Source organism: Limnohabitans sp. (assembly GCF_038134685.1).
GTDB lineage: Bacteria > Pseudomonadota > Gammaproteobacteria > Burkholderiales > Burkholderiaceae_C > Limnohabitans_A.
This window is the reverse complement of the sequence record NZ_JAYPVP010000023.1, coordinates 1-23,918: the sequence shown is the minus strand read 5'-3', so window position 1 is coordinate 23,918 and position 23,918 is coordinate 1. Positions and strand designations below refer to the sequence as shown.

The window sequence follows — 23,918 nt, the reverse complement described above, 5'->3', positions numbered from 1 at the left end:
AGGCGATTATGGACAAAGCAGATGCAAAAAAAGCCTTGCGAAAGGCCCTGATTGAAGAAAGATTGAACCTGCCCGACCGACAGGCGCGGGCGGCAGCCTTGCAACAAGTCATGCGCATCTGGCTGGTAGGCAGGCCCGACACCGTGATCGGGGCCTACTGGCCCATCAAAGGCGAGTTCGACCCCTTGCCCGTGCTGCACCGCTGGAAGGAAGACGGCGAGCTGATGGACCAGCCCCAACGTCGGCGCATCGGTTTGCCCGTGGTCAACAAGCAGCATAAAACCCTGACCTTTCATGCCTGGTACCCCGGCTGCCCCATGGAAGAAGACGCCTACGGCATCCCCAAACCCAAAGACACTGAACTCATCGTTCCCACGCTGCTGTTCGTGCCCTGTGTAGGCTACAGCGCCGGTGGCTACCGATTGGGCTACGGCGGTGGTTTTTATGACCGTACCCTGGCCGCCCTGCAACCCAAACCCTTTACCGTGGGCCTGGGCTACACCGGCGCTTTTGTCGACGACTTTGAACCCGAACCCCACGACGAACCGCTCGACGCCATCCTCAACGACAACGGCGTGGTCTGGCCGGTATAAGGAAACATCACCATGGCACGCCCAAAATCCGCCAGCCACGACCTCAAACGTGACGGCATTCTTGACATTGCTGCGCGCTGCTTTGCCGAGCGCAGCTACCCTGCGGCCAGCATGAACGACATTGCTGCCGCCTGCGGCACGTCCAAGGCCCGGCTCTACCATTACTACGAGAGCAAGGAAGCCATCTTGCTGGACCTGCTGGAGCGCCACACCCAGCGCCTGCTGGCCGTGATTGCACAAACCGAGGCCAAAGCCCAGCGCGAAAACCTGGATGAACGCGCCGCTTTGCATGCGCTGGTGCACGGTCTTTTGCAGGAATATGAAACCTCGGCCACGCGCCATGCCGCTCTGCTCAACGACACCAAATTCCTCAGCGACACCCCCGATCCGGCCTTGGGCACCCCGTCCGTATCGCCCCGTGATCTGATCCTCAACCGCCAGCGTGACATCGTGGCGGCGCTGACCCGCTTTCTCAAACGCGCCTACCCTCAGCGCTTGACGCTGGCCAACCAGACGGCGCTGACCATGATGCTGCTGGGCATGATCAACTGGACCTTCACCTGGCTGCGCCCCGAGGGGCCCATGAGCTACGCCCAGTTCGCCAACGAAGTGGTCGCCGTCATGGAAAACGGCTTCAAAGCCCCCTGACGTTGCCCGTCTGAAAATTTACCAATATGCAACTCGTTTCGTTTAGGTAAAATCCAGCTCATCACTCGAAACGACTGCCACCGGAGAAACCTCATGGCCAAAACCACCAAAGCCTTCGCCAGCCAGGCTGACCTGAGCGAAAAGAAAATCACGTTTGAGCAGCTCAGCAAACACTGCTGGGCCTACACCGCCGAGGGTGACCCCAACTCGGGCGTCATCATTGGTGACCGCTACATCCTGGTCAGCGACACCACCGCCACCCCGGCCATGGCGCAGGATCTGATCAAGAAGATCCGCACCGTCAGCGACTTGCCCATCAAGTACGTGCTGCTCACGCATTACCACGCGGTGCGCGTGCTGGGCGCTTACGCCTACGCCGCCGAGGGTGCGACAGAAATCATTGCCAGCCAGGGCACCCTGGACCTCATTCAGGAGCGCGGCGCGCAGGACATGAAGAGCGAGATGGAGCGCTTCCCGCGCCTGTTCCGCGGTGCCGATAGCGTGCCTGGCCTGACCTGGCCGACCATGGTGGTCGGCGGCGGTAACCCCACGAAGGGCGAAGTGCCCGGCAAGCTCAGCATCAACCTCGGCGGAGTCGTTGTCCAGATCTGGCACCCGGGCCCAGGCCACACCAAGGGCGACACCATTGCCTGGGTCGAAGAAGAAAAAGTGCTCTACAGCGGCGACCTGGTCGAATACGAAGCAGGCGTGTACACCGGCGACGCCCAGCTCGAAGAGTGGCCCGCCACCCTCGAAGCCCTGCGCGCCCTCAAGCCCGAATTCATCGTGCCCGGCCGCGGCGAAGCCATGAAGGGCAACGCCAACGTCAACAAGGCGCTGGACTACACCAAGCGCTGGGTCGAGACCCTGTACAAAGCCGGCAAAGAAGCTGTGGCCGCCGGCATGGACCTGAAAGCCGCCATGGCTCACGCTCGCAAGAGCATGGACCCGATCTTCGGCCATGTGTTCATCTACGAACACTGCCTGCCTTTTGACGTGACCCGCGCTTACGACGAAGCCAGTGGCATCAAACACCCGCGCATCTGGACGGCCGAGCGCGACATGGCCATGTGGAAAGCCCTGCAGGACTGACGACCGTCAGCCCTTCACTTCAAGACCTGCCGGCCAGCTCGCGCAGGTCTTTTTCATAGCCGCGCAGGCGTTTGATGGCCCGTTGCCGCTGCTCCGTGCTGGTGCTGTTGTGCAGCTCGGCCAGGTGGCGGCAGCCCTGCTCACGCCAGGCCTGCATGCGCTGTTTGTCTGTGGCGTGCGGCGGGTTCATCCAGCGCTGCCACACCTTCCACAGCACGGCCTGCGCCTGAGCGGCATCCAGCCGCTCGGCATGAATGCGCTCCAGTGCCTGCAGCAGATCCTGCTGGCGGCGCAGACGCTCCTGCTGGCCCCACTGCGGCGTCCAGACCGAGTCGCGCACATGTCGCTCAATTTGTTCGTTCTGCGCTGGCGTCAAGCGGCCATAAACATCTTCGTAGCGCTCGATCGCGGCATCGCTGCGCTTGCGCAGCCGTCGCGCTTCGGAAGGTGCCAGCCAATCGTCGGCCCAGTCCTCGTTCTTGCGGGCCCAGTAGCGCGCCAGGTGCTCGCGTTGTGGCGCCTGCAGCCCTGTGACGATGGGCGCCGTCAATGCAATCGACTGCTGCGCCAGTTGATCCAGCTGGTTTTCGATCTCATCCATCAAGCTGCAGGCCTGTTGAGCTGTCACGTCCTGTTCGGCCGTGCGTGCCATGCGCGACAGCAAGTCTGCATACCCAGGCAGTGCCCGCTTGCGGTGCCAACGCTGCAGATCGTCCAGTGCTTGCCGCGCCGCTGGCGTCTGCGTCGAGTTGAAGTCCACATGTTTGTCCAGCCACCAATACAGCAGCGAAGGCGTCTGCTCGTAACCGATCTTGATCGCACTGCAACCACTCAAAAGCAGCAGCGCCAACACGGCCATTGGCAGGCGCGCTTGGCGGATAATTCTTGAAATCAGCAGGAACACAGTATGGCAAGCAATCTTGAAGTCGTGATCATGGCCGCGGGCAAAGGCACCCGCATGAAGAGCAGTCTACCCAAGGTGCTTCACCCTGTGGCGGGCAAGCCCATGGTGTGTCATGTGATCGACACCGCACGCCAGCTGCAGGCGCGTCAGACAGTCGTCATCACCGGTCACGGCGCCGAACAGGTGGAAGCCGCGCTGACCGCTTCGTATGGATCAGCCGGTTTGCAATTTGCCCGCCAGATGCCCCAGCTCGGCACTGGCCACGCGGTGCAGCAGGCTGCGCCCCATCTGGCCGATGAGGCGACAGTGGTGGTGCTCTCGGGCGATGTGCCGCTCACGCAGGCCGATACCCTGCAAGCCTTGATTGCAGCCAGCGGCGGCGACAAGCTGGCGCTGCTCACCATCGAGTTTGTCGACCCCACGGGTTACGGCCGCATCGTGCGCGATGCAGCTGGCCAGGTGCAGGCCATCGTCGAGCAAAAAGACGCCAGCGACGAGCAGCGCCGCATCCGCGAGGTCTACAGCGGCATCATGGCTGTGCCCGCGCGCCTGCTCAAACCCTGGCTGGCCAAGTTGGACAACCACAATGCGCAGCAAGAGTTTTATTTGACCGATGTGGTGAAGTTTGCCGTGGCCGACGGCGTGCCCGTGGTCGCCCATGTCATTGCCGATGCCGCGCAGGTGGCCGGCGTCAACAGCCCCGCACAGCTGGCCGAGCTTGAACGCATCCACCAGCGCCGCCGCGCCGAAGCTTTCATGTCCGAAGGCGTGCGCATCATCGATCCGGCGCGCTTCGATGTTCGCGGCGAACTGGTCTGCGCCCAGGATGTGCAGATCGACGTCAACTGCATTTTTGAAGGCCGCGTTGAACTGGGCCAGGGCGTGAAGATTGGCGCCAACTGCGTGCTGGCCAACTGCCGCATCGAAGCGGGTGCGGTGATCCATCCCTTCACCCATATTGATGGCGAAAAGCTGGGCGTGACCGTGGGCGAGGGCGCACTCATTGGCCCCTTTGCCCGTTTGCGACCTGGTGCGCAGCTGGGTGCCGAAGTGCACATCGGCAACTTTGTGGAAGTGAAAAACTCCACCCTGGCCAAAGGCGCGAAAGCCAACCACCTGGCTTACCTGGGCGACGCCACTGTGGGCGAGCGCGTCAACTACGGCGCAGGCAGCATCACCGCCAACTACGACGGGGCCAACAAGCACCGCACCGTGATTGAGGCCGATGTGCATATCGGTAGCAACTGCGTGCTGGTGGCGCCCGTCACCATTGGGGCTGGTGGCACCGTGGGCGGCGGCTCTACCATCACCAAGAGCACCGAGCCAGGCGCTTTAAGCGTGGCACGCGGCAAGCAGATCAGCATTGCCAACTACAAGCGGCCACAGAAAATGAAATAAAGCCTCAGCGCGGCAACGCAATCTGCGTACCGAACTTGGCGCGCTTGGTCGCAAAAAAAGCCTTCACGTTGCGCACATTCGCATCCTGCGTGAACAGGCGCTGCGTGACGGCCAGGTAAGCCGGCATGTCGCTGGCGTGAATCACCAGCACAAAGTCCGGCCCGGGCGAGACGCGCCAGCATTGCTGCACGGCCTCGTCGGCCACGGCGCGCGCCTCGAACGCGTCCAGGTGTTCGGCAGCTTGGTGGTCCAGCGTCACTTCGACCAGTGCTTGTAACCCGTGCGCCAGTTTGTCGCGGCTCAGGATCGCCACTTGCCGCTCAACCCAGCCGCCATCGACCAGGCGTTTGACGCGGCGCAGGCAGGTGGGGGGCGACACATGCACCCGTTCGGCCAAAGCCACGTTGCTCAAGCTGGCGTCCTGCTGCAGAGCATCCAGCAGTTGCAGGTCAACTGTATCGAGTTCTGAAAATTCCATGAATTAAAAAATATTGGAATAAAACTTCGTCAAATGATAATTGAGTCTATTTGTTTCATCAATCAAAAAATATTGATCTGAAATTTCTTTAAACCGGGCCTACGATGCCGGGATTGCATTGTTCTAAGGTTGATCACCATGTGTGGCATCGTCGGCGCCGTTTCTTCACGCAACATCGTTCCCGTGCTGGTGCAGGGTCTGCAGCGGCTCGAATACCGGGGTTATGACTCCTGCGGCGTGGCGGTGCATGCGGCCAGCCTGGGGGGCAACGGCGGCCTGCAGCGCGCGCGCAGCACGGCGCGCGTGGCCGAGTTGATGGACCAGGTCAGCGCCGACAAAGTGGAGGGCGGGACCGGCATCGCCCACACCCGCTGGGCCACGCACGGCGCACCGGCGGTGCACAACGCCCACCCCCACTTCAGCCACGGCACCGGCGCCACAGACGCCAAGCCCGGCAAGGTCGCGCTGGTGCATAACGGCATCATCGAAAACCACGAAGAACTGCGCGCCGCCTTGCAAGCCAAAGGCTATGTGTTTGCCAGCCAGACCGACACCGAAGTCATCGCCCACCTGGTGGACAGCGTGTACGACGGCGACCTGTTCGAAGCCGTCAAGACCGCCATTCGCCAGTTGCACGGCGCCTATGCGATTGCCGTGTTCCACAAGGACGAACCCCAGCGTGTGATCGGCGCGCGTGCCGGTTCGCCCCTCATTTTGGGCGCAGGCCAGGGCGAAACCTTTCTGGCCAGCGACGCCATGGCCCTTGCCGGTGTGACCGACCAGATCGTTTACCTCGAAGAAGGCGATGTGGTCGATATTCAGTTGGGTAAATACTGGATCGTGGACCGTGACCACAAGTCCGTCCAGCGCCCCGTGAAAACCGTGCATGCACACAGCGGCGCGGCCGATCTGGGGCCGTATCGCCACTACATGCAAAAGGAAATATTCGAGCAGCCGCGCGCCATTGCCGACACGCTCGAAGGCGTGGAAGGCATCACGCCCGAGCTGTTTGGCGACGGTGCCTACAGCACCTTCAAGGCCATTGACAAGGTGCTGATCCTGGCCTGCGGCACCAGCTACTACAGTGGCTGCGTGGCCAAGTACTGGATCGAGGCGATCGCCAAGGTGCCTTGCCAGGTCGAGATCGCCAGCGAATACCGCTACCGCGAATCGGTTCCCGACCCGAAGACCTTGGTCGTTACCATTACCCAAAGCGGCGAAACGGCCGACACCCTTGCTGCACTGCGCCACGCACAAAGCCTCGGCATGACGCAGACGCTGACCATCTGCAACGTGAGCACCAGCGCCATGGTGCGCGAATGCAAGCACGCCTACGTGACCCGTGCGGGCGCCGAAATCGGCGTGGCATCGACCAAGGCCTTCACCACGCAACTCGCTGGCTTGTTCCTGCTCACGCTGGCACTGGCCCAGACGAAGGGCCACCTGAGCGATGCCGAGGAAGCCCAGCACATCAAGGACATGCGCCACCTGCCTGCCGCATTGCAAGCCGTGCTGGCGCTGGAGCCGCAACTCATCAGCTGGGCCGAAGAATTTGCCAGCAAAGAGAACGCGCTCTTCCTGGGCCGCGGCACGCATTACCCCATCGCGCTCGAAGGTGCGCTCAAGCTGAAAGAAATTACGTACATCCACGCCGAGGCCTATGCAGCCGGTGAACTCAAGCACGGCCCGTTGGCCCTGGTGACCAGCGCCATGCCCGTGGTCACCGTGGCCCCCAACGACGTCCTGCTGGAAAAGCTCAAGAGCAATATGCAGGAAGTGCGCGCCCGTGGCGGCGTGCTCTATGTGCTGGCCGACGGCGACACCAAAATCGAAAGCAGCGAAGGCGTGAACGTGATTCGCATGCCCGAGCACTATGGCGTGCTCTCGCCCATCCTGCACGTGGTGCCGCTGCAGCTGTTGAGTTATCACACGGCGTGTGCGCGAGGCACCGATGTGGACAAACCACGTAACCTTGCCAAAAGCGTTACGGTGGAGTGACCCTCAGCCATAATCAAGCCATGCTGTTCTTTGACAATAAAGTCGTAGACATGGCAAAAGAGTCGTAGACATGGCAATAAAGTCGTAGACAAGTCTGACCCAGATGCCGGAAAGCGCAATTGATTAGCGGATTGCAAGTGCGGTCTGCCGCAGAGCTTCTACGGAAAACTTCTTGATGACTTGTTGGCAGCGGTTGCGGTCAGCCAATGGTTCAGCGTCAATGCGCACGCTCGGTCGCTCTTCAGACATTCAGCTGACGCCAACCAGCCTGAAATGATTGCCGTCATGGTGCCTCGAACACAACAAGGTGCCGCTCACGACTCTGCAGTAGATGCTCGACCACCTGCCGCCCGTCCAGACGCTAGTGCATGCTGAGCTCATTCCTGAAGACGCAGCAACAGCGCACGAAGACGCTATCCGAGCCTGCAAACCCGGCGGCCCATTCCCTTCACCCTTTACCGGGAGTACATGGAGAACATTGAGCACAACGAGGACTGGAGGACAGGGAGCACCGCGATTTCCTCATAAGTCATTGATTTGGCGAATTTTTTTTTGATGAATGTCTGCGGATACACGCAATTAGAGTAATTCAGATGCGCTAACCATTAAAAAACTCATGCATTGTGAGGTGCCTGATTTTGTTTTGAAATGAGTGAGGTTACGCGTATTGAATCCTTGCAGTTGTGTAGTAATGCGCGTCCAATTGAGCGCATCAAAACTCAAGACGGACCTCAACCATGGCTACCCAAAAGCAGTCTCGGCGTCGCCGCCTCAACATGACCGAGCGCGCCGAGGAACAGATGAAGATCCAGTTCCCCGACTACCCCGAGGAACTGTTGTGGAAACGCTCGCGCAACCACGGCTTCTCGACCATTCCGCGCACGCTACCGCTCGCGATGCAGGCGATCGACGCGCAGTCGAAAGGCCAGCCTGCAGGGCACGTCCTGCTCTGCCTCTGGATCCGCGCTCCGGATCATCCGCTGCTCACAATTGACGCGCCTAACGTCTTTGCGACCGAAGCTGGTTTCGAGGGCGAGCGGGCGGTGGACACATGGCGCCGTCGCATGCGCTCATTGCGCGACCTCGGCTTCATCGAAACTAAAGAAGGCTCGACCGGCGATTTTCACTACGTACTGCTGCTAAACCCGAACATCGGCGTCGAAAAATTGCGGCGACAGAGCAAGACGCAGACTTCGTTCTACGGTCGCTTCCGTGACCGCCTGATCGACATCGGCGCAGAGCGCGACATCAAGGACTACGACGACTACCTCGAACGCTTAGAGCCGGAAAAGGCTGCCGTGACGAAGGCTGCCGTGAAGAAAGCAGCTATGAAGAAGGCCGAGAAGGCTGACGACGACACGCCCGTCAAGCCGAAGCGATCGAAACCCAAGGAGACCGATAAATGACCGCCGAGAAGGAGCCCCCCGAAGACGGCCGACGGTTCGGGCGCGTTGCGCGCTGGGCAGCAGAACCGTACCTCTCATTCAAGGATGACCGCATGCGCCTGTACGCCCTCATCTGCCGTGACTTGCGCCGCATAGCGACAACGGGCATTTGCGTTTACTCCGGCGTGAACATTCCGTGGCATGCCCTGAGAGGCGTCTGGGGGTAACGTCAGGGGTTTACAGGCGATCCAGGGCACGCACTGGAGTGAACTATTACGGCCAAGGCAAGAGATGATGCTCGACGCTGATGCTGTGCCCGGAAACGCAATCGTGCGTGGAAGTGAATCGCGTGGGACGCCCTACTGTCGAGAGACGATCCTGCTCAGCGGTCAGCCGTAGAGCAGCGGCGCGTAGCTTCATCACTCGCCGCAAGCCGTGGCGCGCGGTGGCATTGTTGCCGTTCATGACATAGCCGATCATCGTCGCCATTGGGAGCCCTTTGGCGTATTGACCCGATACGAAACGCATCAGGCCTTCATCGACATATGGCCCGCAATAGTTGCGGACTCGAGTCTCATAGGTCACGTTCAGCCGCTTGCATTCGTAGGCCATGTAGACCTCTTCATCGTCCCCCACGGTCAGTACAAAGTCGATGCTGCTCGGCGTGGTCACGAAACCGTCGGCATGCTCCTCCTGTAAGGAGTACTGGTACTCGATGCGGCCAGGCACTTTCTTGGTCCTTCTGAGGGCACTTACGAGATGCACGGTGATGTGATCCTCGTGCGTCATGGCGCCCTTCCTGGCTTGCAGGGGCTTGATGCAGACCGGCCACGCGTCCTCGATTGCTTCAGCCATCTGCTCGCTAAGGTCTCGGAAATGAGTGAGCCAGACTCCAGGACTACCCGCAAGCACGAGCTGCCCCTTCCTGGCCATGGCGAGCAACGGCCGCCGCCAAGTCTGCGGCGATTTGTTCCGCGTCCGCCAGTGCCGTGGACCGAAGCCAGTGCCTGACTGCAGAGGGCTTCACGAGATACATATCGCGGCCGTCGACAATGCGCAGATCAGGTATCAGTTGTACGTTGCCTGGCATCTCCATCGAGAGCTTCGCGGTGATCGGCGTGAGGAAGTCGTTGAACTCGCTCGAGGTGTTCTCCGCATACGGCGTAACCGCATCACCAATCGTCAGCTTCAACACGGCGACGTCCGTAGCGCGTGCCACCAACGAGGCGCTGACTGGCACGCGGAAGTGTGGCGCCAGGGCTTTGCACAGCATGGCCGCATAGGCCTCACGCTGGCGTGGCGACGCGGCAGCCCAGATGGGTTGCAGTCCGGCGCTGCGCCTGGGCTGCATGGCGGGGATCACAGTGTTGAACGTGTCCTCGACGATGGCCACATCACTGGCGTCGAGACCGTAGTAATCGAACACAAGGCGGTCGATCTTGCTCAAGACGTCATCCTGAGCAACAAGCAGATTCCCCGTGCTTGCCACCTCCGTCGTGATCAGCGCGACAAGCTCCTTCTCCGCCTTCAGTGCCTTCTCCGGCTCCGGCATGTTCTCAGGGACGTCGAATGGAAGCTTCAGCAGTTCACCCTGATGAACCTTCGCTCGGTCTGCACCGAGGTTTGCGGTGTCATGGAAATAGAACCAGGCCGCCAAACTGCTGTTCAGCACGGCAGTGAGCACCATCCCTCTGTGAGCCTGTGCAGGCGGCACGGTCATTGCCTGAAGCGAATGCTCGAACACGAGATCCTGATAGCTGAACGCTGCCCGCACACGTCCAACGGCGCGCTTCACCCCTTGGGCAATGATGATGTGGGGGCCGTGAAACCCGGCTTCGAAGCCGGCCCTATGCACGAGGGACTCTCGCCATGGCACGTGATCCACCTTCGGAAGCGCGACTGCCTGAAACTGGTTCGCGTCCAAATACGGAAGACGGGTCACGATCTCTGCCGTGGTCGTCTGGTAGTCATCATCATCCAGGCGATCCTCCTGCGCTGGCTTGAAGCCCTGCCCGATTACCCAGTGCTCGTCGCGAATGAACTCCAGCTTGGCGCGTTTGAATTCTTTGAACACGTGAACGAACGACGACAAGGGAGGCATCGTCCGGAGGTACTGCAGGAGCCGCTCCTCCGGGGCGCGCGTCCACAACCGCCGCTTGAACACGGTCGGATCACTCGCGACCAGGTCCGAGCGCAACGTCAGACGATCCGCTCGAGAGAGCGTGACCAGCCGTTTGAGTCGAAGGTTGAGATCAGCCTTGGGGACCCAGTACTCGAACCGGTAGCGGGCTTTCTGCTGTTGCGGGCTGTAGAGCACAAATGCAGTGGGGCGTGCCGCCCCGTCGAACAGCTGGAAGCACAGATCCGACATGTTGATGATCCGCCGGACCCTGGACCGCTCTAGTAACATCTTGCGTGCAGCTTGGCTGTCGGTGTTGTGCAAGGTACCCATGGCCGGCAGCAGGAACGCCACAAGCCCGGTGGCCTTCACGCTCTCCAGCGCTTTCCACACAAAACCCCATGCGATGTCCTTGGCCGGTAGCAGATACCCCTTGGCCCTGGCCCAGTTCTGTGCGGTCGTCTCCAGTCCTGTGCGTCCCTTCCAAGGAGGGTTACCGATGACCACGTCATACGTCGGCGCCTCCTTGACGCTGAAGAAGTCCGCCCCTGGGTGTAGCGTCTTGCCATACAGCGGTGGCAGCATTTTCCCGGCCTTGATGAGCCTGGGCAGATCAGAAGGACTGGAGAGTTCGAGGAGCGCGATGTAGAGCGAAAAAGCCGCGACACGCACGGCCGACGAATTGATGTCGCCGCCATGAAGTCGACTGGCGAAACCCTTCAGCTCGGTCCAGGTGGCATGCGACTTACCCTTGACATGGCAGTGGTGGGCAACCAGGCGCTGGAACAGCCGCACTAGGAAAATGCCGGAGCCGCATGCCGGATCGCAATAGACGCCTGCGGCCTTCTGATCGTCGGTCAACTCGCCCCATAGCTGATTGACGACGATGTCGGCCAGGAACATCGGGGTGTAGAACGCACCGTCCGCATTCTTCTTCGCTGCCTCCTCCTTCAGGAAACGGTCGTAGACCGCACTAATCAGCCCGATCGACATGTACCGAAAGTCGTAGCCCCAGAATCGCAGTTGCCGGGTGGACATGTCCTCTCGGCCATGACGGAACCGCGCGAGCACGGCCAAGTGCGCAGGCTTCAGCTTGGGCGGCGATCCGTCCCCAATTTCGAAGGCACACGGCGCCTTGAAGATGTTGCCGTTGAACGCCTCATGCAACCAGACAAACAGCTTTTCAAAAGGCGCAGGCTTTCCAGCGTCGAGCAGTTCCTGGAGACTTCCGTAGCGATCCTGCGACGCTTCACGGAAGACCGCCTCTCCGATGATCTGCCGATCTTCCAGGTAGGCCATGAACATCGTCTGCATCAACAGAGCCTGGGCCGGTTCTGCGCCCAGTTCGTCCTTGAGACATTGAAACGCAGCCAGCAGATTGACCAACAGGACGTTGTCGACCCGATTGTCTGGATTGAAGTAGCCTTCGTTCTCGAACCAGAACCGGCCGGACTCCGTGGCATCGAGCAGTTCACGCAATGTGAGCGCATCGGTCAACAGGTTTAGTGTCTTGACCAGCCGCGGGTCTTTGCCCCGGCTTTCATCGAGGTACAGTGGACGCTGGACAAGCGAGTACGCCGTCAGTTCGTCATCGCGAATAACCAGCAGTAGGCTCATCAAGCCCTGGTTCCACAGAATTCGGTGGAGCTCATCGACACGTTCCACGGAAACATTCGGATCGCTCAGAAATCCAACAGTGGGAACGCCATTGATGCAGCTGACAGCCGACAGCCCCAACTCGCCGAGCGCAAAGCGGATTGCGTCGGCATGCGCGCCTGCAGCGACGCTGCTGCCTGCCGCATAGAACTCGGGCGCCCGCCGTCGGTCGAGTGCCAGAGCGCTGACCCAGCGGGAATCGATCACTGCACTCATGAGCCGTGCCGTCCCGGTTGCGCCGAAGCTATCGCGCGGCACAGCGCACTGCTGCTTTCATGCTCACTCATCGGTGAACCCCAGCGTGGTTTGCTTGTCGCCTGCAAACCGCCCTTCCACCGCTGCACCACGTGGCCGCTTCTTGAGCGGTTGCACTCGTGCCATGACGGGTTCGTAATCGATCTGACGGGCGGACATTTCAGCGAGGAGAGTGGCGATCAAAGCGAGATGGACGGGTACCTCGCCCCTCTTCTTGTTGTTGGAAACCGAGTTGGGCTGCATGCCGATCAAGTCAGCAAAACGCTTGACGCTGAGGCCAGCTTTGTTCAGTTCAACAAGAAAATTTTCGTAGGTCACGCCGCAGTTGGCTCATAGTTTAATGAGATTAAAGCACATAAAAACATGAGCATCCAGCCCGAACTAGCGCAGGCATGCATGTGGACATCGGCCAGATGAGTTTCCTCGCTCAGCTCTCACGCTTTATGTCAATTGGCCGGTCATGGCTGAAGCGGTCGCTCAGACCGTCGAAGGCAAATGACTCAGTTCAACCTTGAGTGGACGTCCATTTGAGTGCTCTCATGAATGGTCGACTATTTATATCGGGTAATCGGCGTCAGTGCTTTCATGATGAAAGCACGATCCTAGCAAGTCGCAATGACAAACTGAACCAAAGCGTCTAGAGCCGCTTGGGTTTTCATTTTTCAGTGATAGCTGATGAGCCGCGCTTCCTTCATCGGCTCAAAACATGGCTGTACTTTTCGGCGCTAAACAGGTTTGCAGATTCATCTGCAAATCCCTACGATGCCCAACAAACCACGTATTGAGCAAAGGCTTTGCGCAGAACCCCCTACAGGCATCAGCATGCAAACGAATATCCATAAATCCCTTTGGAGCATCTATGGCCCTTTGATGGATGCCAAGGCCATCTGCAAGGTGTTGTATTACCCCAGCGTGGCCGCTCTGCAGGCAGCCAAAGCACGTGGGCAACTTCCGTTTCTCCCGGTGGAGATCAAGGGTCGGCGCGGGCTTTTTGCCATGACGGATGAGGTGGCCGAGTTCCTGACGCAAGCGGCCCAGGCCCGGTCAGGGCAACAAGTTAAGCCCGATGACATACCCCGAAAAACGGCAGCTCGCCGTCCGCACATGACTGCCAGTGCGCAGTAACTGACCCAGACAACAGGAGGTCGCTACACCCAGCGAAACACCACAGACCCATCCCAAACAAAAACGCCCCCTGTCTGCAAACAGGAGGCGTTGTGTACTGGGGGAGCCCAGATTTCTAGGTCGAAGCTGAAATCTACCCGCGTCCAGTCGGCGCGTCAACTCCCCCTTGTTTATTTTGTGAACGCGGCAATGCGGGCACGGGCTGAACTCGTCCCTGCGCGCCGCAAAAGGAGGAGTTATGTACGTGAAAGGCAGACGCTTTACGCCTGAGCTTTTAGACCGTTGGCGCAAGGAAAAGCGCGGGACAGGCACAGGCAAGGATTACATCCCGTGGCATCAGGTCCGCCCGGCCGATCCAGCCAGCCGAGGGAGATCGCATCTGGTGAATTGGCGGCTTGATCGCTTGCACCACCTGCTGTCGGACAACGAATGGGTGGTTTTTGGTCTGTGCACCATGCTCAGCAATGTGGTTGATTTGCGAGAGCAATACCCGTTGGCGCTGAAATCTCATCCCTCTGACGTCTCGCCCTATTGCCTGTTCAAGCAGGCGGGATGGTCAGCGGGCACACTGGAGATCGCACAGGATCTCAACATTGCGCACCCCGTTATGCGCTCTAAGGGGCGGGTCGTCCCTTGGGTGATGACGACTGACTTTGTGGTGACACTGGTCATGCCCAATGGGCGTAAACAACTGTTGGCCATCAGCGTCAAGGAAGGCTCGGAAGCAGAAAAGGAGCGGACCAGGGAGCTGCTCACCATCGAACGTGAATACTGGGTTCGGCAAGGCTTCACCTGGCTTCTCATCACGCCAGAGCTGTGCTCGCTGGAGGTATTCAGAACACTCAAAAGTTGTCTGTCCTGGATGCTGGCAGCAGACGACGAGAGCTTGCTGGTCCAGCTTGGTGAGTTGATGCCATGGCGTGCCGATCTTGCGGGCAGAACCTTTGGGCAGGCGATAGGCAAGATCGCAGAACGGATCAAGGTGAGCAGTGACCGCGCCCAATGTCTGTTATGGAAGTCGGTTGGCTATGGCCTGCTGCCGCTGGATTTGTCATCTCCTGTGCGGCCTTCTGCTCCGCTGCGCCTGTTGAGTGAAGAAGGGTTCCGGCTCCAGAACCCCGTGGCTTCCAGGAGGACGGCATGGCACAACTGATTTTTAATGAGATGCTGCGCCTGGCCACGGATAGCCTTGAAGGGTTTTACAGGGTGGTTGCCCAGTCAGAGGACGGCCGCAGCATTTGGCTGGCCTATGCAGGTGGAATGTCCCTGCAAAAGCCGGATGCCGACGGCAAGGCAGTGGCAGCGAGCAATAGCCCAGCATTGGGTTCCCTGCACCCGGTTGCCGTGCAGACTTTGCGCAACTGGGAGCAGCTCACCCAAATGAGCGCTGTGGACATCGCGTTGCCAGCCAGGCAATTGCGGGCACCAGAAGAGCTGACGACCAGTGAGCGAGAGCAGTGGGAGTGGCGGGTGCGAACGGCACAACCCATGCTCGACCCTCTGCGGGTACAGGCCTTGGTGGGGCCAGGTGGCCGCCTGGGTGCCTTGGTTCGGGAGGTTTGTAAGCAGGGCCCGTGTTCAAGGCCGCTGGGGTATCAGCTGTGGGCGGTGTTGGTGCAGTTTGGCTTCACGCAGGCAGCCCTGATTCCACGCTACGCGGCGTCGCAAGTCTGGACGCCCTACGCTCAAGCAGGTGCTCGGGGCACCCGATCCGCAACCTCAGCGAGGCCTGGAAGAGGCAGATCACCCCAAAATCCTGCACCACTACCGCCGTCTGATGCGGCCGGGTCTGTCTTTGGGCACCCTGTACCGTCAGATCGTGGAGGCTGCCTATGTGACCCAGTATCAGCAGGAAGGGGACATTCGTGTGCCCATACTGCCGCCAGCCGGCAGTTTCCCCAACCAGCGACAGGTGCGCTATGTGATCGAGAGTTCGGTCAAGGATCTGGAGCGCGTGTTGCGCAACACCACCCAGGGGCATTTCAACCGCAATCTGCGCGGCATCCGAGGCCGGGCCTATGACGGCGTACCTGGTCCTGGCCACACCTACGCGATTGACTCGACCATTGGGGACATCCATTTACGAAGCCGCATTTGCCCCGCCTGGATCGTGGGACGGCCCATCGTCTATGTGGTGGTGGATGTCTGGTCCACGGCAGTGGTGGGTTTTTATGCCTGCCTGGAAGGCCCAGCTTGGCGCGACGCCAAGCTCGCCTTGTTCTCCACCTTGTGTGATCCCGCCTTGCTGGGCGACCTCTGGGGGTATGAGCCGATCCAGACCCTGTGGCCGCGGCCTCAACAGCCCTACCGTCTGCGCTGCGACCGGGGTGAATACCTGTCTGCTACAGCCAAGGAAACAGGCTTGGCATTGCGGCTGAACCTGGAATTCGCACCTCCGCGCCGTCCGGACTGGAAGGGAACGGTGGAAGTACTGCACCGCATCATGAAAGACGAGCAGTACCGGTTTCTGCCGGGCGCAATTGACGCACGGCGCAAGGAATTGGAACTGCGTCGTGATGCCAAAGAGTCGGCGCTGAATCTGCGCGAGTACGTGCAGTACCTGCATGGCTTGTTTGCGCATTACAACCTCTACGCTGACCGGTCTCACCGCATGACGGCCGAGATGATCGCGGCCGGCGTAGACCCCACCCCGGCAGGCCTGTGGCGCTTTGGGCATGATGCGGGCCTGGCCTTTGGGCAAGCCGTCTCACCACAATTGCTGTTCACCAGTCTTCTGGCGCAAGGCCAGGCGGTGGTGCGGCGGGACGGGGTTTTCTGGGAATCCAGCGAGTACGAGGCCGACGTGGCCTTGCGGCAGCAATGGACGGCTCAGGCCCGCAATTTCGGGGCCCGTGAGCAAGGGGTGCACTTCTTCCCGGGTTCGACGTCACGGTTCTGGTGGGCCAATCCGGACGGTGGTCTGGAGGAATTTCGTCTCAAGAGCAACGCCCGGGCGATTCCAGAGGCTTCCTTGTACGACTGGCGCGATGCGTTGATGGTCGAGCGCATGAAGCAGGACGACCGCGCGTACCGCAAGCTGCAGGCGGCCACTCGTCTGGCGGCCCAGCAGGAGCATCTGCGCAAGCAGGCGTTGGAGCGCACACGGGAAGCCCATGAGGCGATCCCGCCAAACGCCATTCCACAGGTCCGGGATGCCCGCCTGCTGGAACGCATGACCGGGGCCAATGCCTTGCCTACGCCTGCACCACAAGAGGTGGAGACTGAGGATCAGGCCAGTGAAGGGTATACGGCACTGATGGACGCTGTGTTTGCCGAGATGAATCGAGCGCCGCATGCATGAACAAATCGAATCCTCATTGCTGCATCGTGGATCGCAGACTGGCCAAACCGACGCCACCATCGACCTGTATGCCGGTAATCCGCTGATCGAGGTCTGCGGGCCGATCCTATCCCCAAGGGAGATTGTCGGCAGACTGATCTGCTTGCCGCCTGTGCCCCATGGTCCGTTCGAGCTGCCACCCCATGTCCTGGTGCATGAATTGGGAAACCTGCGGCGCTTGCATGTGCCCAGCGAGCCTGGGATTCAGGTGGCTCAGACATTGGACTTCCTGATTCGGCAAGGCTATGTACACCGTCATCCCGCCGATGTGGCCACGCGGCGGCTGTTGTCGGGCTTGCCGGTCCTCGGGGGAGCCCACGCGGCTGTTCAGCTCGCTGCCGCCGTGGTGGGCTTGTCTGGCGTAGGCAAGTCAGAGGCGCTGGAGCGGGCTTTGATGCTCAAGCCGCAAGTAGCCAACCATGACAAGTTCCCTGGCCTGGTGGGGCCCGTGCGCCAGTTGGTCTGGCTCAAAGTGGATGTACCCGAGTCTGGCCGGCTCAAGGACTTGGCCGAAGCCTTGTTTCGCGCAACCGATTTGGCCCTGGGTACCCATTACCTTGAGCTTGTCTTGTCGGGCCGTCAGCGGGTGGGCAGTCATGCCGCTGCGGAGTGGGTTGCCAAGATGCGATGCCATTTTCTGGGTGTTCTGGTGATCGATGAGGTGCAGAACCTTTTTAGGTTGTCGAGCAAGGAGTTGCGTCAGGAGGCCGCTCGCCGTGGGCTGGCCAGACCGCAGCTGCGGGTTGTGGAAGACATGGCACTTAAATTCATCCTGAACCTCACCAACACCAGCAAGATCCCCGTGGTCTTTGCCGGAACACCCGATGGCCTCGCCGCCATGGAGTCGCGCATGAGCACGGCCTCACGCCTTTCAACGGGGGGATTGATCACTCTCAATCATGCTCAAACGCCGGACGATCCGTTTTACAGCAAGATTTTTCTGCCGAGACTGGCTGACTATCAGTGGTTGCCGCAAAAAATTGCTGCCACCGCCACATTGAGACAACAGCTGCATCGGCTCAGTGGAGGGCTCCTGCGGAACACGGTGGGACTTTGGCATCACGCCCAACACCGGGCCATATTGCGTTCTGGGAGCCACATTGAACCGGAAGACTTGGAGTTTGCAGCTCAAGGCCCGATGAAGATGACCTTTCAAGTCATCGAGGCGTTGCAGAGCCAGGATCCAAGGCGCATGGGGGCGTATGAGGATTTGCTGCCTGGATGTTTGGGGAAGTAAGCGTAACTGAGCGACCTGCCCGATTCGACTGTGTCAACGACCGCCGAAGGCTGGTTGCGGCCTTTCAAGCGTCTCCCATTGGCCGGCAGTTTTCACCTTATGCGGTCATTGGATGGGCTCTGGCGGACTGTCGGAAAATAGACGCTCAACATAAAATATGAGTAGCGTCGCGCGGAAGAAGATGTCTGCGTAAGGGCCATGCTAGAGGGGTGGCCCCGCGCACAAATTCCACCCGAAACAGTGCGTCCAAGCTGGGTGCGCAAAGAAAAGGGCACGCGTCCTCTCAAAGCGCAGCCTTGGAATCAACGCGAAAATATCAAGGTGTCGGTTAGAACGGTTATGCCCACTAACAAACTTTGTTAGGCCTGTTCGAGTGAGTGACTCCATGGCAGCGCTGCTAGTTGTTGGTAATGGTGATGCTTGATGGCGAAATTCCACCTTCCACACGATCTTCGCCTAAAGTGGGGGTGGCAACTGACAAAGTTGCTCCCAAACGTGCCGACACAGGGGTGCCCGACGCTCGCAGTTCGCGCGGCGAAAGGTAATTGGAGCGTCAGCGAGGGCATGCCTGGCTCAAAATGGCTCACCTGTCCCTCGAAAACTAAGCTCTGATCAGCTTGCGACCTGGCGTCGCACCCCCCGACCTATGGAGAAGTAATGACAAGCTTGGTTGAACGATTGACACAGGTGCACGTCTACTTGGACAGTGTTCACGATGCCAGTATCAAAGCAAGCAGAGTCTCTCCGGAAAGGGGGGGCGATCTTGTCAAACGATTCATTGAGATGCAGAAAGAGGCTCCTGCGGAGCACAGAATCACCCCGCAGTTCGCTCAGTTCATCGTATGCGCATGGTGCCTCGCTGCGGCACAGGACGAAGGTGAGCTGACCCAGATGGGCGATTGGATAGGATGGTCCCTGTCTGAGGAGATAAGTGATTCCCATATTGTTGAGTTGCACACTGGAAGACTGTTCGAGTTTCGTGGTGCAGCAAGTTTGGCCACCTGGCCTGGTTATCTTCCGACAATGGTCACCTTCTTCATGGCCTTCTATGACTATGCGCGCCGACGCACTGCGATGAAGAATGTCGGAGAAGTCTTCTGGCCGTTGGCGGTCGACACCTTAGAGGCGGCCTTGCAGCAACCTCCCGCATTCATCGACCCGCCTGAGATCCTATTGGGAGCGATGATGCTTGGCTGGGCTGCGAAGGAATCATCGGATCAAGCACGTAAGCTCACCCCTTTGTTGGAGAGCATTGTCGAGGACCAGCGAATGCCAGGTTGGTGTAGAGCTTTACTATGCATAACGCTGGCGACCAATGCGGGCCGATTCTCGCGCACTGAACCAGAGGCGTGGGCTCACCGTGCACTAGTGGAGTTTGAAGGCCATCTCGTCGGATTACAAAAGATCCAGATGATGGTCACCGTGTTGAAGACCAGCGATGGCGCTGCGGGTGCTGACACCGTCCTGACGGAGATGGAGACGCTGCAGGCCAAGCACCGAAACACACTGGGTCCCCTGAACTTCACACGAGACGCCGCGCGTAAGCTGGAGTACGTACAGCCGTACTTCATCAAATGTCTTGATATGCCAAGTGCTAACCATGTGCTCCGTGGTCTGCACGCGTGGTATCAGCTGCGTCACCCAGACGACCCTTTGGATTCGATGGCGACTTTGCTGACTGCTCCATTCGGCGAGACAAGCTTTAAGGCGGTTCTCGGCGACGTGCGATATGAGCTACAGCGGGATACCCAAGCATTGCTTGAGGCAGTCGTCAGGGCCACCAATCAATTTATGGGGACAGCCAAATCGGTTGCGTTCGCCGACAACAGCGCCTTGGAAGTCCCTGACCGTCCAGGCGTTCCGGTCATCGATCCCGCGTTGAAAATAGAGAACCTCTTGCGTGAGGCATATTGCCCTGCTGGTTTCGAGGTGCCGGGGCTGCCCACGTCGCAGCTAATACTCGGTACGGAAGCGCACCCGATTCAAGCCACTCAATTAAGAACTTGGGGGCGCACTTGGCCTATCGCAGCCTCACTTGGAAGGAGCCGCCCGGACCGGCGACCAAAAAAGGTGGCGGTGTGGAGCGGCGGCCAACTGATCACGGAAGGCATGGAGTTAGAAATGGTCCGGTTCGCCTTCGAGCAATATGGAGCTGTTGTGCACCACTACGCTCCGGAGACATGTACTCCGGAGAAATTCCTTGACGTTTATCAAAACCCTGAGTACGACGTCTTCTGGGTGATCTCTCATGGAGAGTTCGACCACTGGTCACCACACGAGGTGAAGCTGCACATTGCTCGGGATGGGAGCACGGCTGCACTTGAGGAAGTTTGGGAAAGGACGCCTGTCAGCTCCCAGCGAAGACTTCTAGTGTTGAATGTCTGTGATGGAGGTCGCTTCGAAGAAGTTGGATTTGTTCCACGGGTCGGATTGGCTCCAGGCTTGGCTGGGCCTGCCCAAGCCAGCATTTCCCATCTCTGGCCTGTGATGCCCTTTCCATCAGCTGCCTTCGGAGCGTACTTGGCGCACTTTCTTGCGAAAGGAATAGGCTACTTCGACAGCTACACCGAGACAATGCGCGCCATCGCAAATCATGCGCGGGCGGTGGCGGAAGATCTGGGGGGGCTGTATGGCACGGAGTTCGAGCTTACTCGGAGGATCACAAACCGGGATGAGGACTGGACTCCTATCGAAATCGCCGGTTCAGCGGCGTTCTTCGAGTAGTGGGCACACGGAAGTGTCGTGTTGCACTTGCTTCAAGCTAATTGAGTCCTGTCAAGGTAGACGGTGTAAGTTTCCGGTGTGCAGCGGCCAACAATTTGTGAATGTGGCTATAGCTGATGCGGTAGCATCCCACCACGGGGTTTGCAGATACTGGCGCGTGCCAGTATTTTGAAAGCCATGCTCTTTCCTTCGATTCCGCTCGTCGCGTCGGGGCAAGCGGATGCGTTAAGTTGTCGACAACGAGGCTACGACGGGAGATCGTTGATGCATGAAGGAGGAGCCTCGTTCTACTCGTGTGCAAGTACGGCGGGGGCCTTACGCGTGATATTGCTTCCTACATAAATAACCGATAGGGGTAACTATGCGCGGGCAAGCTTGGCACATTCGAGATGGTGCGCGACAGTCGTTGTGAGTACATGATCGTCACTGGCAAGGGGTCGTAAAGCGCCTCGTTGTTCCAGTCCATCTTGGCGAGCGCCATGGCTTCGGAAGCCAGCAGATCGAAGGGGCCGCGCCCCATGTGACGACGAAGAACGATGGGCTTCGGGATGCTCTTGCCACCTTGAAAGTAGTCCCTACCCCCGACAGCCGAAGGTGCATTGCCGGCTAGCCAGAGGAGCGCCGCGTTGCCCGAGGTCATGACCAAGGTGCCGCGTGGCACAGGGAAGCGCGCTGGCTGGATACTGGGTTGCTTGCCTGGCGTCTCGACCATCCATACGCCTCGCCATGCCGAGCTCGAGCCGATCTCGATGCACTCGACTTCCGGGATCGACTGCGTCGCGTCCTGCACTCCCTTGAGCTCGCTTTCGGTGAAGGCGGTGGTCTTGTGGATCACAAGGCGACGCGGGACGCGGCCCGCATGTCCTTCGAGGTAGAGCCGGACGCTGCGCGTGAGGACCGCCCGCATGTCAGCTTGCGAAAGAAAGGGATTGCGCCGTGCCTCGGCTTCGTCGGCGATCGCATCGTTCGCTTCGAAGGCAATGAACTGCATGCCGCCTCCTTCCATGTCGAAGACCTGCGAGCAGCAGGTCACATAGTGGGCTTCGTCCGAGGATCGACGGATGGCATAGGCCAGGCCGATGTAGGCCGTGTCCTCGGGAATGCCCTCGATCGGTGCCAGCTTCCAGGGCGTCCCGCCGGCCTTGGCATACAACGCCACGGACAGCCGCCACGCGCGTGCCCCCCAGTTGCCGAACTTCAGCGATTTGTCGTTGATGACCTGGGTTGGAATGCCCAATTGAGCCCCCAGTGCCTTGAGTTCGTCGTGTGCATCGAACTCCTTAGTGCGAAGATGCGGAAGCCACCGGTCGGGAAAGTACACCAGCGCCACGTCAAACTGGGCGCGCGCCGCCTCAAGGCGCCTGAGTGCGTGATGGAGCGCGGCGCGTACCCGCTCGCTGACCGTGTCGCCCTGACCGAGGTCGTACAGTTCCTCGGGCCACACGACATGGGCCTGCTTGTCGGCACTGAGCAAGTCTACCCCGAACAGGTTTTCGAATCCCGGATAGGCCTGTGCGTAACTGTTGTTGTCGGTGTTGCGCTGGGGTCCACGCAGGCTCTCTCGCATGTCGCGCACCAGCGCAGCGCCCGATCTGGGCCCCACATACGCGACGCGAAGGTCCCGGCTATAGTGCCGGTACGAAGCTTGGTCGAACGCGCCGAACCGCAACAGTCCCAGCAGTGGGTGGCGGTGGCGGGCCTTGGGGTCTCCAGACGCGAACGCCAGTTCGGGTTCCTCCAGCAGCGTGAAGGCAGGCAAGCTGATCGGGAGCGAATTTTCGGCACTCATCGTTGCCCCCGCTGCACATGAAAGAAGTCGTGGTCGTGCGCGGGCCTGCTGCGCGCGGTCTTGGCGCCCAGCTCGAAAATCGCATCAGCACCTGCCTCCTGGGCCAAGCCGTAGGCGCTGCGCCGGGGACCTTGGGCATGTGTCAGCAACTCCACCCAGGCGTCCAGGATCGCGGACCAGCGGTGGTTGTACTTCTGCACCCAGCGCTCCCTGCGCCAATCCTCGGCCTTGCGCCATTCGGCGGTCGCTTGTTGGGGAGCGGCATCAGGTGTGCGGTGGTCGAGGTCAATGAAGGTCGCCGGTTCAAACACGGCCCACCAGCGCTCGTCGGCCTGCTCCAGGCGAATGGACAGGCCTTCGGAGTACTTGCCGGAAGTACCTGGGACCGGGCCGGTCAATTCGGAGCCATACGCATCCCTCAGACGTGACAGCAGGTCTCGCCTGGCCTGGGCCAGCTCCCTCGCAAGCCCGCTGTTTGGACGTGATACCGACAGGCTGTGGCCACGGCCATGCAACCGGGCGAACAGCGGCAGGTCCCTGCAGAGCGCGCGAACGAGTGCGTCGTAGATCACGCCTTTGGCCCAGGAGTCCTTGGCGATGTCCAGCGCAACCTCACCCGCCAACTTTGCTCCGAGGGGAGCTAGCGCTTTTTCCAGTGGCGCGTCGGGTCCGAAGGCGGCAAGAACGCCGGGGCCCCCAGCCTGGCCAACGGTGGCTCTCACACCGGACTGCTTGAGAATGGCGCGAACATCGGCGATGCCCATCTTCGAGCTCACACGGATCTTTCGGGCAGACCTGGGCATCTCGATAAGTGGCATGGCCGATAGCCTGAGCACCGGCGCTTTCAAGACCGCCTGTCGCTGCAGCGGTACCTGCGCGACAGCGGAGGTGCTTCGGTCGCCGAACACATGGCTGACCAGCGAGCTGGGAAGGTCCGTGACGTCTGCGATGTCTCCGCATAGCTCATCGAAGGTGGTGCCCCTGACGAGGAGCACATCCACCTGTGCCAACTCAGCTTGTTCAAGTAGTTCCCGGACCGCTGGGAGCAAGCTGTCGGCGTCACGGCACAGCCAGTAAATGCCTTTGGGATAGCGAACGGGGGATCGAAGGACAGCGTTCAAAGCCTGCATAACGGAATCATCGCGTCCGCTGTAGCCAGCAACGACCAGTCCGAAGC

General features: G+C 59.9%; 18 protein-coding genes. 11 read left to right on the top strand and 7 right to left on the bottom strand.

What is annotated here, in order from left to right; translation table 11 throughout:
- Window positions 1-8 precede the first annotated feature (8 nt).
- From AAFM15_RS09860 to AAFM15_RS09850, 3 genes are all read left to right on the top strand, one after another.
- Complete coding sequence (locus tag AAFM15_RS09860; RefSeq protein WP_341686545.1) at window positions 9-593, top strand: 5-formyltetrahydrofolate cyclo-ligase; 585 nt, start codon at window positions 9-11, stop codon at window positions 591-593.
- 12 nt (window positions 594-605) lie between these two features.
- The gene (locus AAFM15_RS09855) at window positions 606-1,241 is read left to right on the top strand and encodes a TetR/AcrR family transcriptional regulator (protein WP_341686544.1); all 636 of its coding nucleotides are present in this window, start codon (window positions 606-608) and stop codon (window positions 1,239-1,241) included.
- 93 nt (window positions 1,242-1,334) lie between these two features.
- The gene (locus tag AAFM15_RS09850) at window positions 1,335-2,333 is read left to right on the top strand and encodes an MBL fold metallo-hydrolase (protein WP_341686543.1); all 999 of its coding nucleotides are present in this window, start codon (window positions 1,335-1,337) and stop codon (window positions 2,331-2,333) included.
- Between the two features lie 19 nt (window positions 2,334-2,352).
- On the opposite strand, the gene AAFM15_RS09845 is transcribed toward AAFM15_RS09850, so the two are convergent.
- A complete protein-coding gene (locus AAFM15_RS09845; protein ID WP_341686542.1) occupies window positions 2,353-3,183 on the bottom strand; it encodes a DUF6279 family lipoprotein in 831 nt (276 codons plus the stop codon).
- 57 nt (window positions 3,184-3,240) lie between these two features.
- On the opposite strand from AAFM15_RS09845, the gene glmU reads away from it, so the two are divergent.
- Window positions 3,241-4,635: a bifunctional UDP-N-acetylglucosamine diphosphorylase/glucosamine-1-phosphate N-acetyltransferase GlmU gene (glmU, locus tag AAFM15_RS09840; protein ID WP_341686541.1), complete on the top strand. Its 1,395-nt coding sequence runs from the start codon at window positions 3,241-3,243 to the stop codon at window positions 4,633-4,635.
- A gap of 4 nt (window positions 4,636-4,639) precedes the next feature.
- Here glmU and AAFM15_RS09835 read toward each other — a convergent pair whose 3' ends face one another.
- Window positions 4,640-5,113 (bottom strand): Lrp/AsnC family transcriptional regulator, encoded by a 474-nt coding sequence (locus AAFM15_RS09835; RefSeq protein WP_341686540.1) that lies wholly within the window; start codon window positions 5,111-5,113, stop codon window positions 4,640-4,642.
- 138 nt (window positions 5,114-5,251) lie between these two features.
- Here AAFM15_RS09835 and glmS point away from each other — a divergent pair, with 138 nt between their 5' ends.
- Together glmS and AAFM15_RS09825 are read left to right on the top strand one after the other, a co-directional pair.
- A complete protein-coding gene (glmS, locus tag AAFM15_RS09830) occupies window positions 5,252-7,111 on the top strand; it encodes a glutamine--fructose-6-phosphate transaminase (isomerizing) (protein WP_341686539.1) in 1,860 nt (619 codons plus the stop codon).
- A gap of 737 nt (window positions 7,112-7,848) precedes the next feature.
- Window positions 7,849-8,517 carry a hypothetical protein gene (locus AAFM15_RS09825; RefSeq protein WP_341686538.1) on the top strand — a complete coding sequence of 223 codons (669 nt, stop codon included), beginning with the start codon at window positions 7,849-7,851 and terminating at the stop codon, window positions 8,515-8,517.
- Between the two features lie 252 nt (window positions 8,518-8,769).
- Here AAFM15_RS09825 and AAFM15_RS09820 read toward each other — a convergent pair whose 3' ends face one another.
- The 3 genes from AAFM15_RS09820 to AAFM15_RS09810 all read right to left on the bottom strand — a co-directional run bounded on the left by AAFM15_RS09820 (window position 8,770) and on the right by AAFM15_RS09810 (window position 12,844).
- Window positions 8,770-9,351, bottom strand: a complete 582-nt coding sequence (locus tag AAFM15_RS09820) for a hypothetical protein (RefSeq protein WP_341686537.1) — start codon at window positions 9,349-9,351, stop codon at window positions 8,770-8,772.
- A 43-nt stretch (window positions 9,352-9,394) separates the two neighbouring features.
- Window positions 9,395-12,487, bottom strand: a complete 3,093-nt coding sequence (locus tag AAFM15_RS09815; RefSeq protein WP_341686536.1) for an N-6 DNA methylase — start codon at window positions 12,485-12,487, stop codon at window positions 9,395-9,397.
- Window positions 12,488-12,550: 63 nt separating this feature from the next.
- Window positions 12,551-12,844: an XRE family transcriptional regulator gene (locus tag AAFM15_RS09810; RefSeq protein ID WP_341686535.1), complete on the bottom strand. Its 294-nt coding sequence runs from the start codon at window positions 12,842-12,844 to the stop codon at window positions 12,551-12,553.
- A 504-nt stretch (window positions 12,845-13,348) separates the two neighbouring features.
- Here AAFM15_RS09810 and AAFM15_RS09805 point away from each other — a divergent pair.
- The 5 genes from AAFM15_RS09805 to AAFM15_RS09785 all read left to right on the top strand — a co-directional run bounded on the left by AAFM15_RS09805 (window position 13,349) and on the right by AAFM15_RS09785 (window position 20,952).
- The gene (locus tag AAFM15_RS09805; protein WP_341686534.1) at window positions 13,349-13,651 is read left to right on the top strand and encodes a hypothetical protein; all 303 of its coding nucleotides are present in this window, start codon (window positions 13,349-13,351) and stop codon (window positions 13,649-13,651) included.
- Window positions 13,652-13,889: 238 nt separating this feature from the next.
- Entirely contained in the window at window positions 13,890-14,804 is a 915-nt protein-coding gene (locus AAFM15_RS09800) for a TnsA endonuclease N-terminal domain-containing protein (RefSeq protein WP_341686533.1), read from the top strand.
- A 540-nt stretch (window positions 14,805-15,344) separates the two neighbouring features.
- Complete coding sequence (locus AAFM15_RS09795) at window positions 15,345-16,952, top strand: transposase (protein WP_341686532.1); 1,608 nt, start codon at window positions 15,345-15,347, stop codon at window positions 16,950-16,952.
- Window positions 16,945-18,228 carry an ATP-binding protein gene (locus tag AAFM15_RS09790; protein ID WP_341686531.1) on the top strand — a complete coding sequence of 428 codons (1,284 nt, stop codon included), beginning with the start codon at window positions 16,945-16,947 and terminating at the stop codon, window positions 18,226-18,228. The genes AAFM15_RS09795 and AAFM15_RS09790 overlap by 8 nt, the downstream gene beginning before the upstream one ends.
- A gap of 657 nt (window positions 18,229-18,885) precedes the next feature.
- A complete protein-coding gene (locus tag AAFM15_RS09785) occupies window positions 18,886-20,952 on the top strand; it encodes a hypothetical protein (RefSeq protein ID WP_341686530.1) in 2,067 nt (688 codons plus the stop codon).
- Window positions 20,953-21,286: 334 nt separating this feature from the next.
- On the opposite strand, the gene AAFM15_RS09780 is transcribed toward AAFM15_RS09785, so the two are convergent.
- Window positions 21,287-22,741: a nuclease PIN gene (locus AAFM15_RS09780; protein WP_341686529.1), complete on the bottom strand. Its 1,455-nt coding sequence runs from the start codon at window positions 22,739-22,741 to the stop codon at window positions 21,287-21,289.
- Window positions 22,738-23,918 (bottom strand): SIR2 family protein (locus AAFM15_RS09775; protein WP_341686528.1); only part of this gene is annotated, 1,181 nt, incomplete at its 5' end. The genes AAFM15_RS09775 and AAFM15_RS09780, both read right to left, overlap by 4 nt.

Bases quoted from the DNA above. Each gene is read 5' to 3' on its own strand.
- AAFM15_RS09860 (WP_341686545.1), top strand. From the start codon at position 9: ATGGACAAAGCAGATGCAAAAAAAGCCTTGCGAAAGGCCCTGATTGAA.
- AAFM15_RS09855 (WP_341686544.1), top strand. From the start codon at position 606: ATGGCACGCCCAAAATCCGCCAGCCACGACCTCAAACGTGACGGCATT.
- AAFM15_RS09850 (WP_341686543.1), top strand. From the start codon at position 1,335: ATGGCCAAAACCACCAAAGCCTTCGCCAGCCAGGCTGACCTGAGCGAA.
- glmU (WP_341686541.1), top strand. From the start codon at position 3,241: ATGGCAAGCAATCTTGAAGTCGTGATCATGGCCGCGGGCAAAGGCACC.
- AAFM15_RS09835 (WP_341686540.1), bottom strand. From the start codon at position 5,113: ATGGAATTTTCAGAACTCGATACAGTTGACCTGCAACTGCTGGATGCT.
- glmS (WP_341686539.1), top strand. From the start codon at position 5,252: ATGTGTGGCATCGTCGGCGCCGTTTCTTCACGCAACATCGTTCCCGTG.
- AAFM15_RS09825 (WP_341686538.1), top strand. From the start codon at position 7,849: ATGGCTACCCAAAAGCAGTCTCGGCGTCGCCGCCTCAACATGACCGAG.
- AAFM15_RS09820 (WP_341686537.1), bottom strand. From the start codon at position 9,351: ATGGCTGAAGCAATCGAGGACGCGTGGCCGGTCTGCATCAAGCCCCTG.
- AAFM15_RS09815 (WP_341686536.1), bottom strand. From the start codon at position 12,487: ATGAGTGCAGTGATCGATTCCCGCTGGGTCAGCGCTCTGGCACTCGAC.
- AAFM15_RS09805 (WP_341686534.1), top strand. From the start codon at position 13,349: ATGCAAACGAATATCCATAAATCCCTTTGGAGCATCTATGGCCCTTTG.
- AAFM15_RS09800 (WP_341686533.1), top strand. From the start codon at position 13,890: ATGTACGTGAAAGGCAGACGCTTTACGCCTGAGCTTTTAGACCGTTGG.
- AAFM15_RS09790 (WP_341686531.1), top strand. From the start codon at position 16,945: ATGCATGAACAAATCGAATCCTCATTGCTGCATCGTGGATCGCAGACT.
- AAFM15_RS09785 (WP_341686530.1), top strand. From the start codon at position 18,886: ATGACAAGCTTGGTTGAACGATTGACACAGGTGCACGTCTACTTGGAC.
- AAFM15_RS09780 (WP_341686529.1), bottom strand. From the start codon at position 22,741: ATGAGTGCCGAAAATTCGCTCCCGATCAGCTTGCCTGCCTTCACGCTG.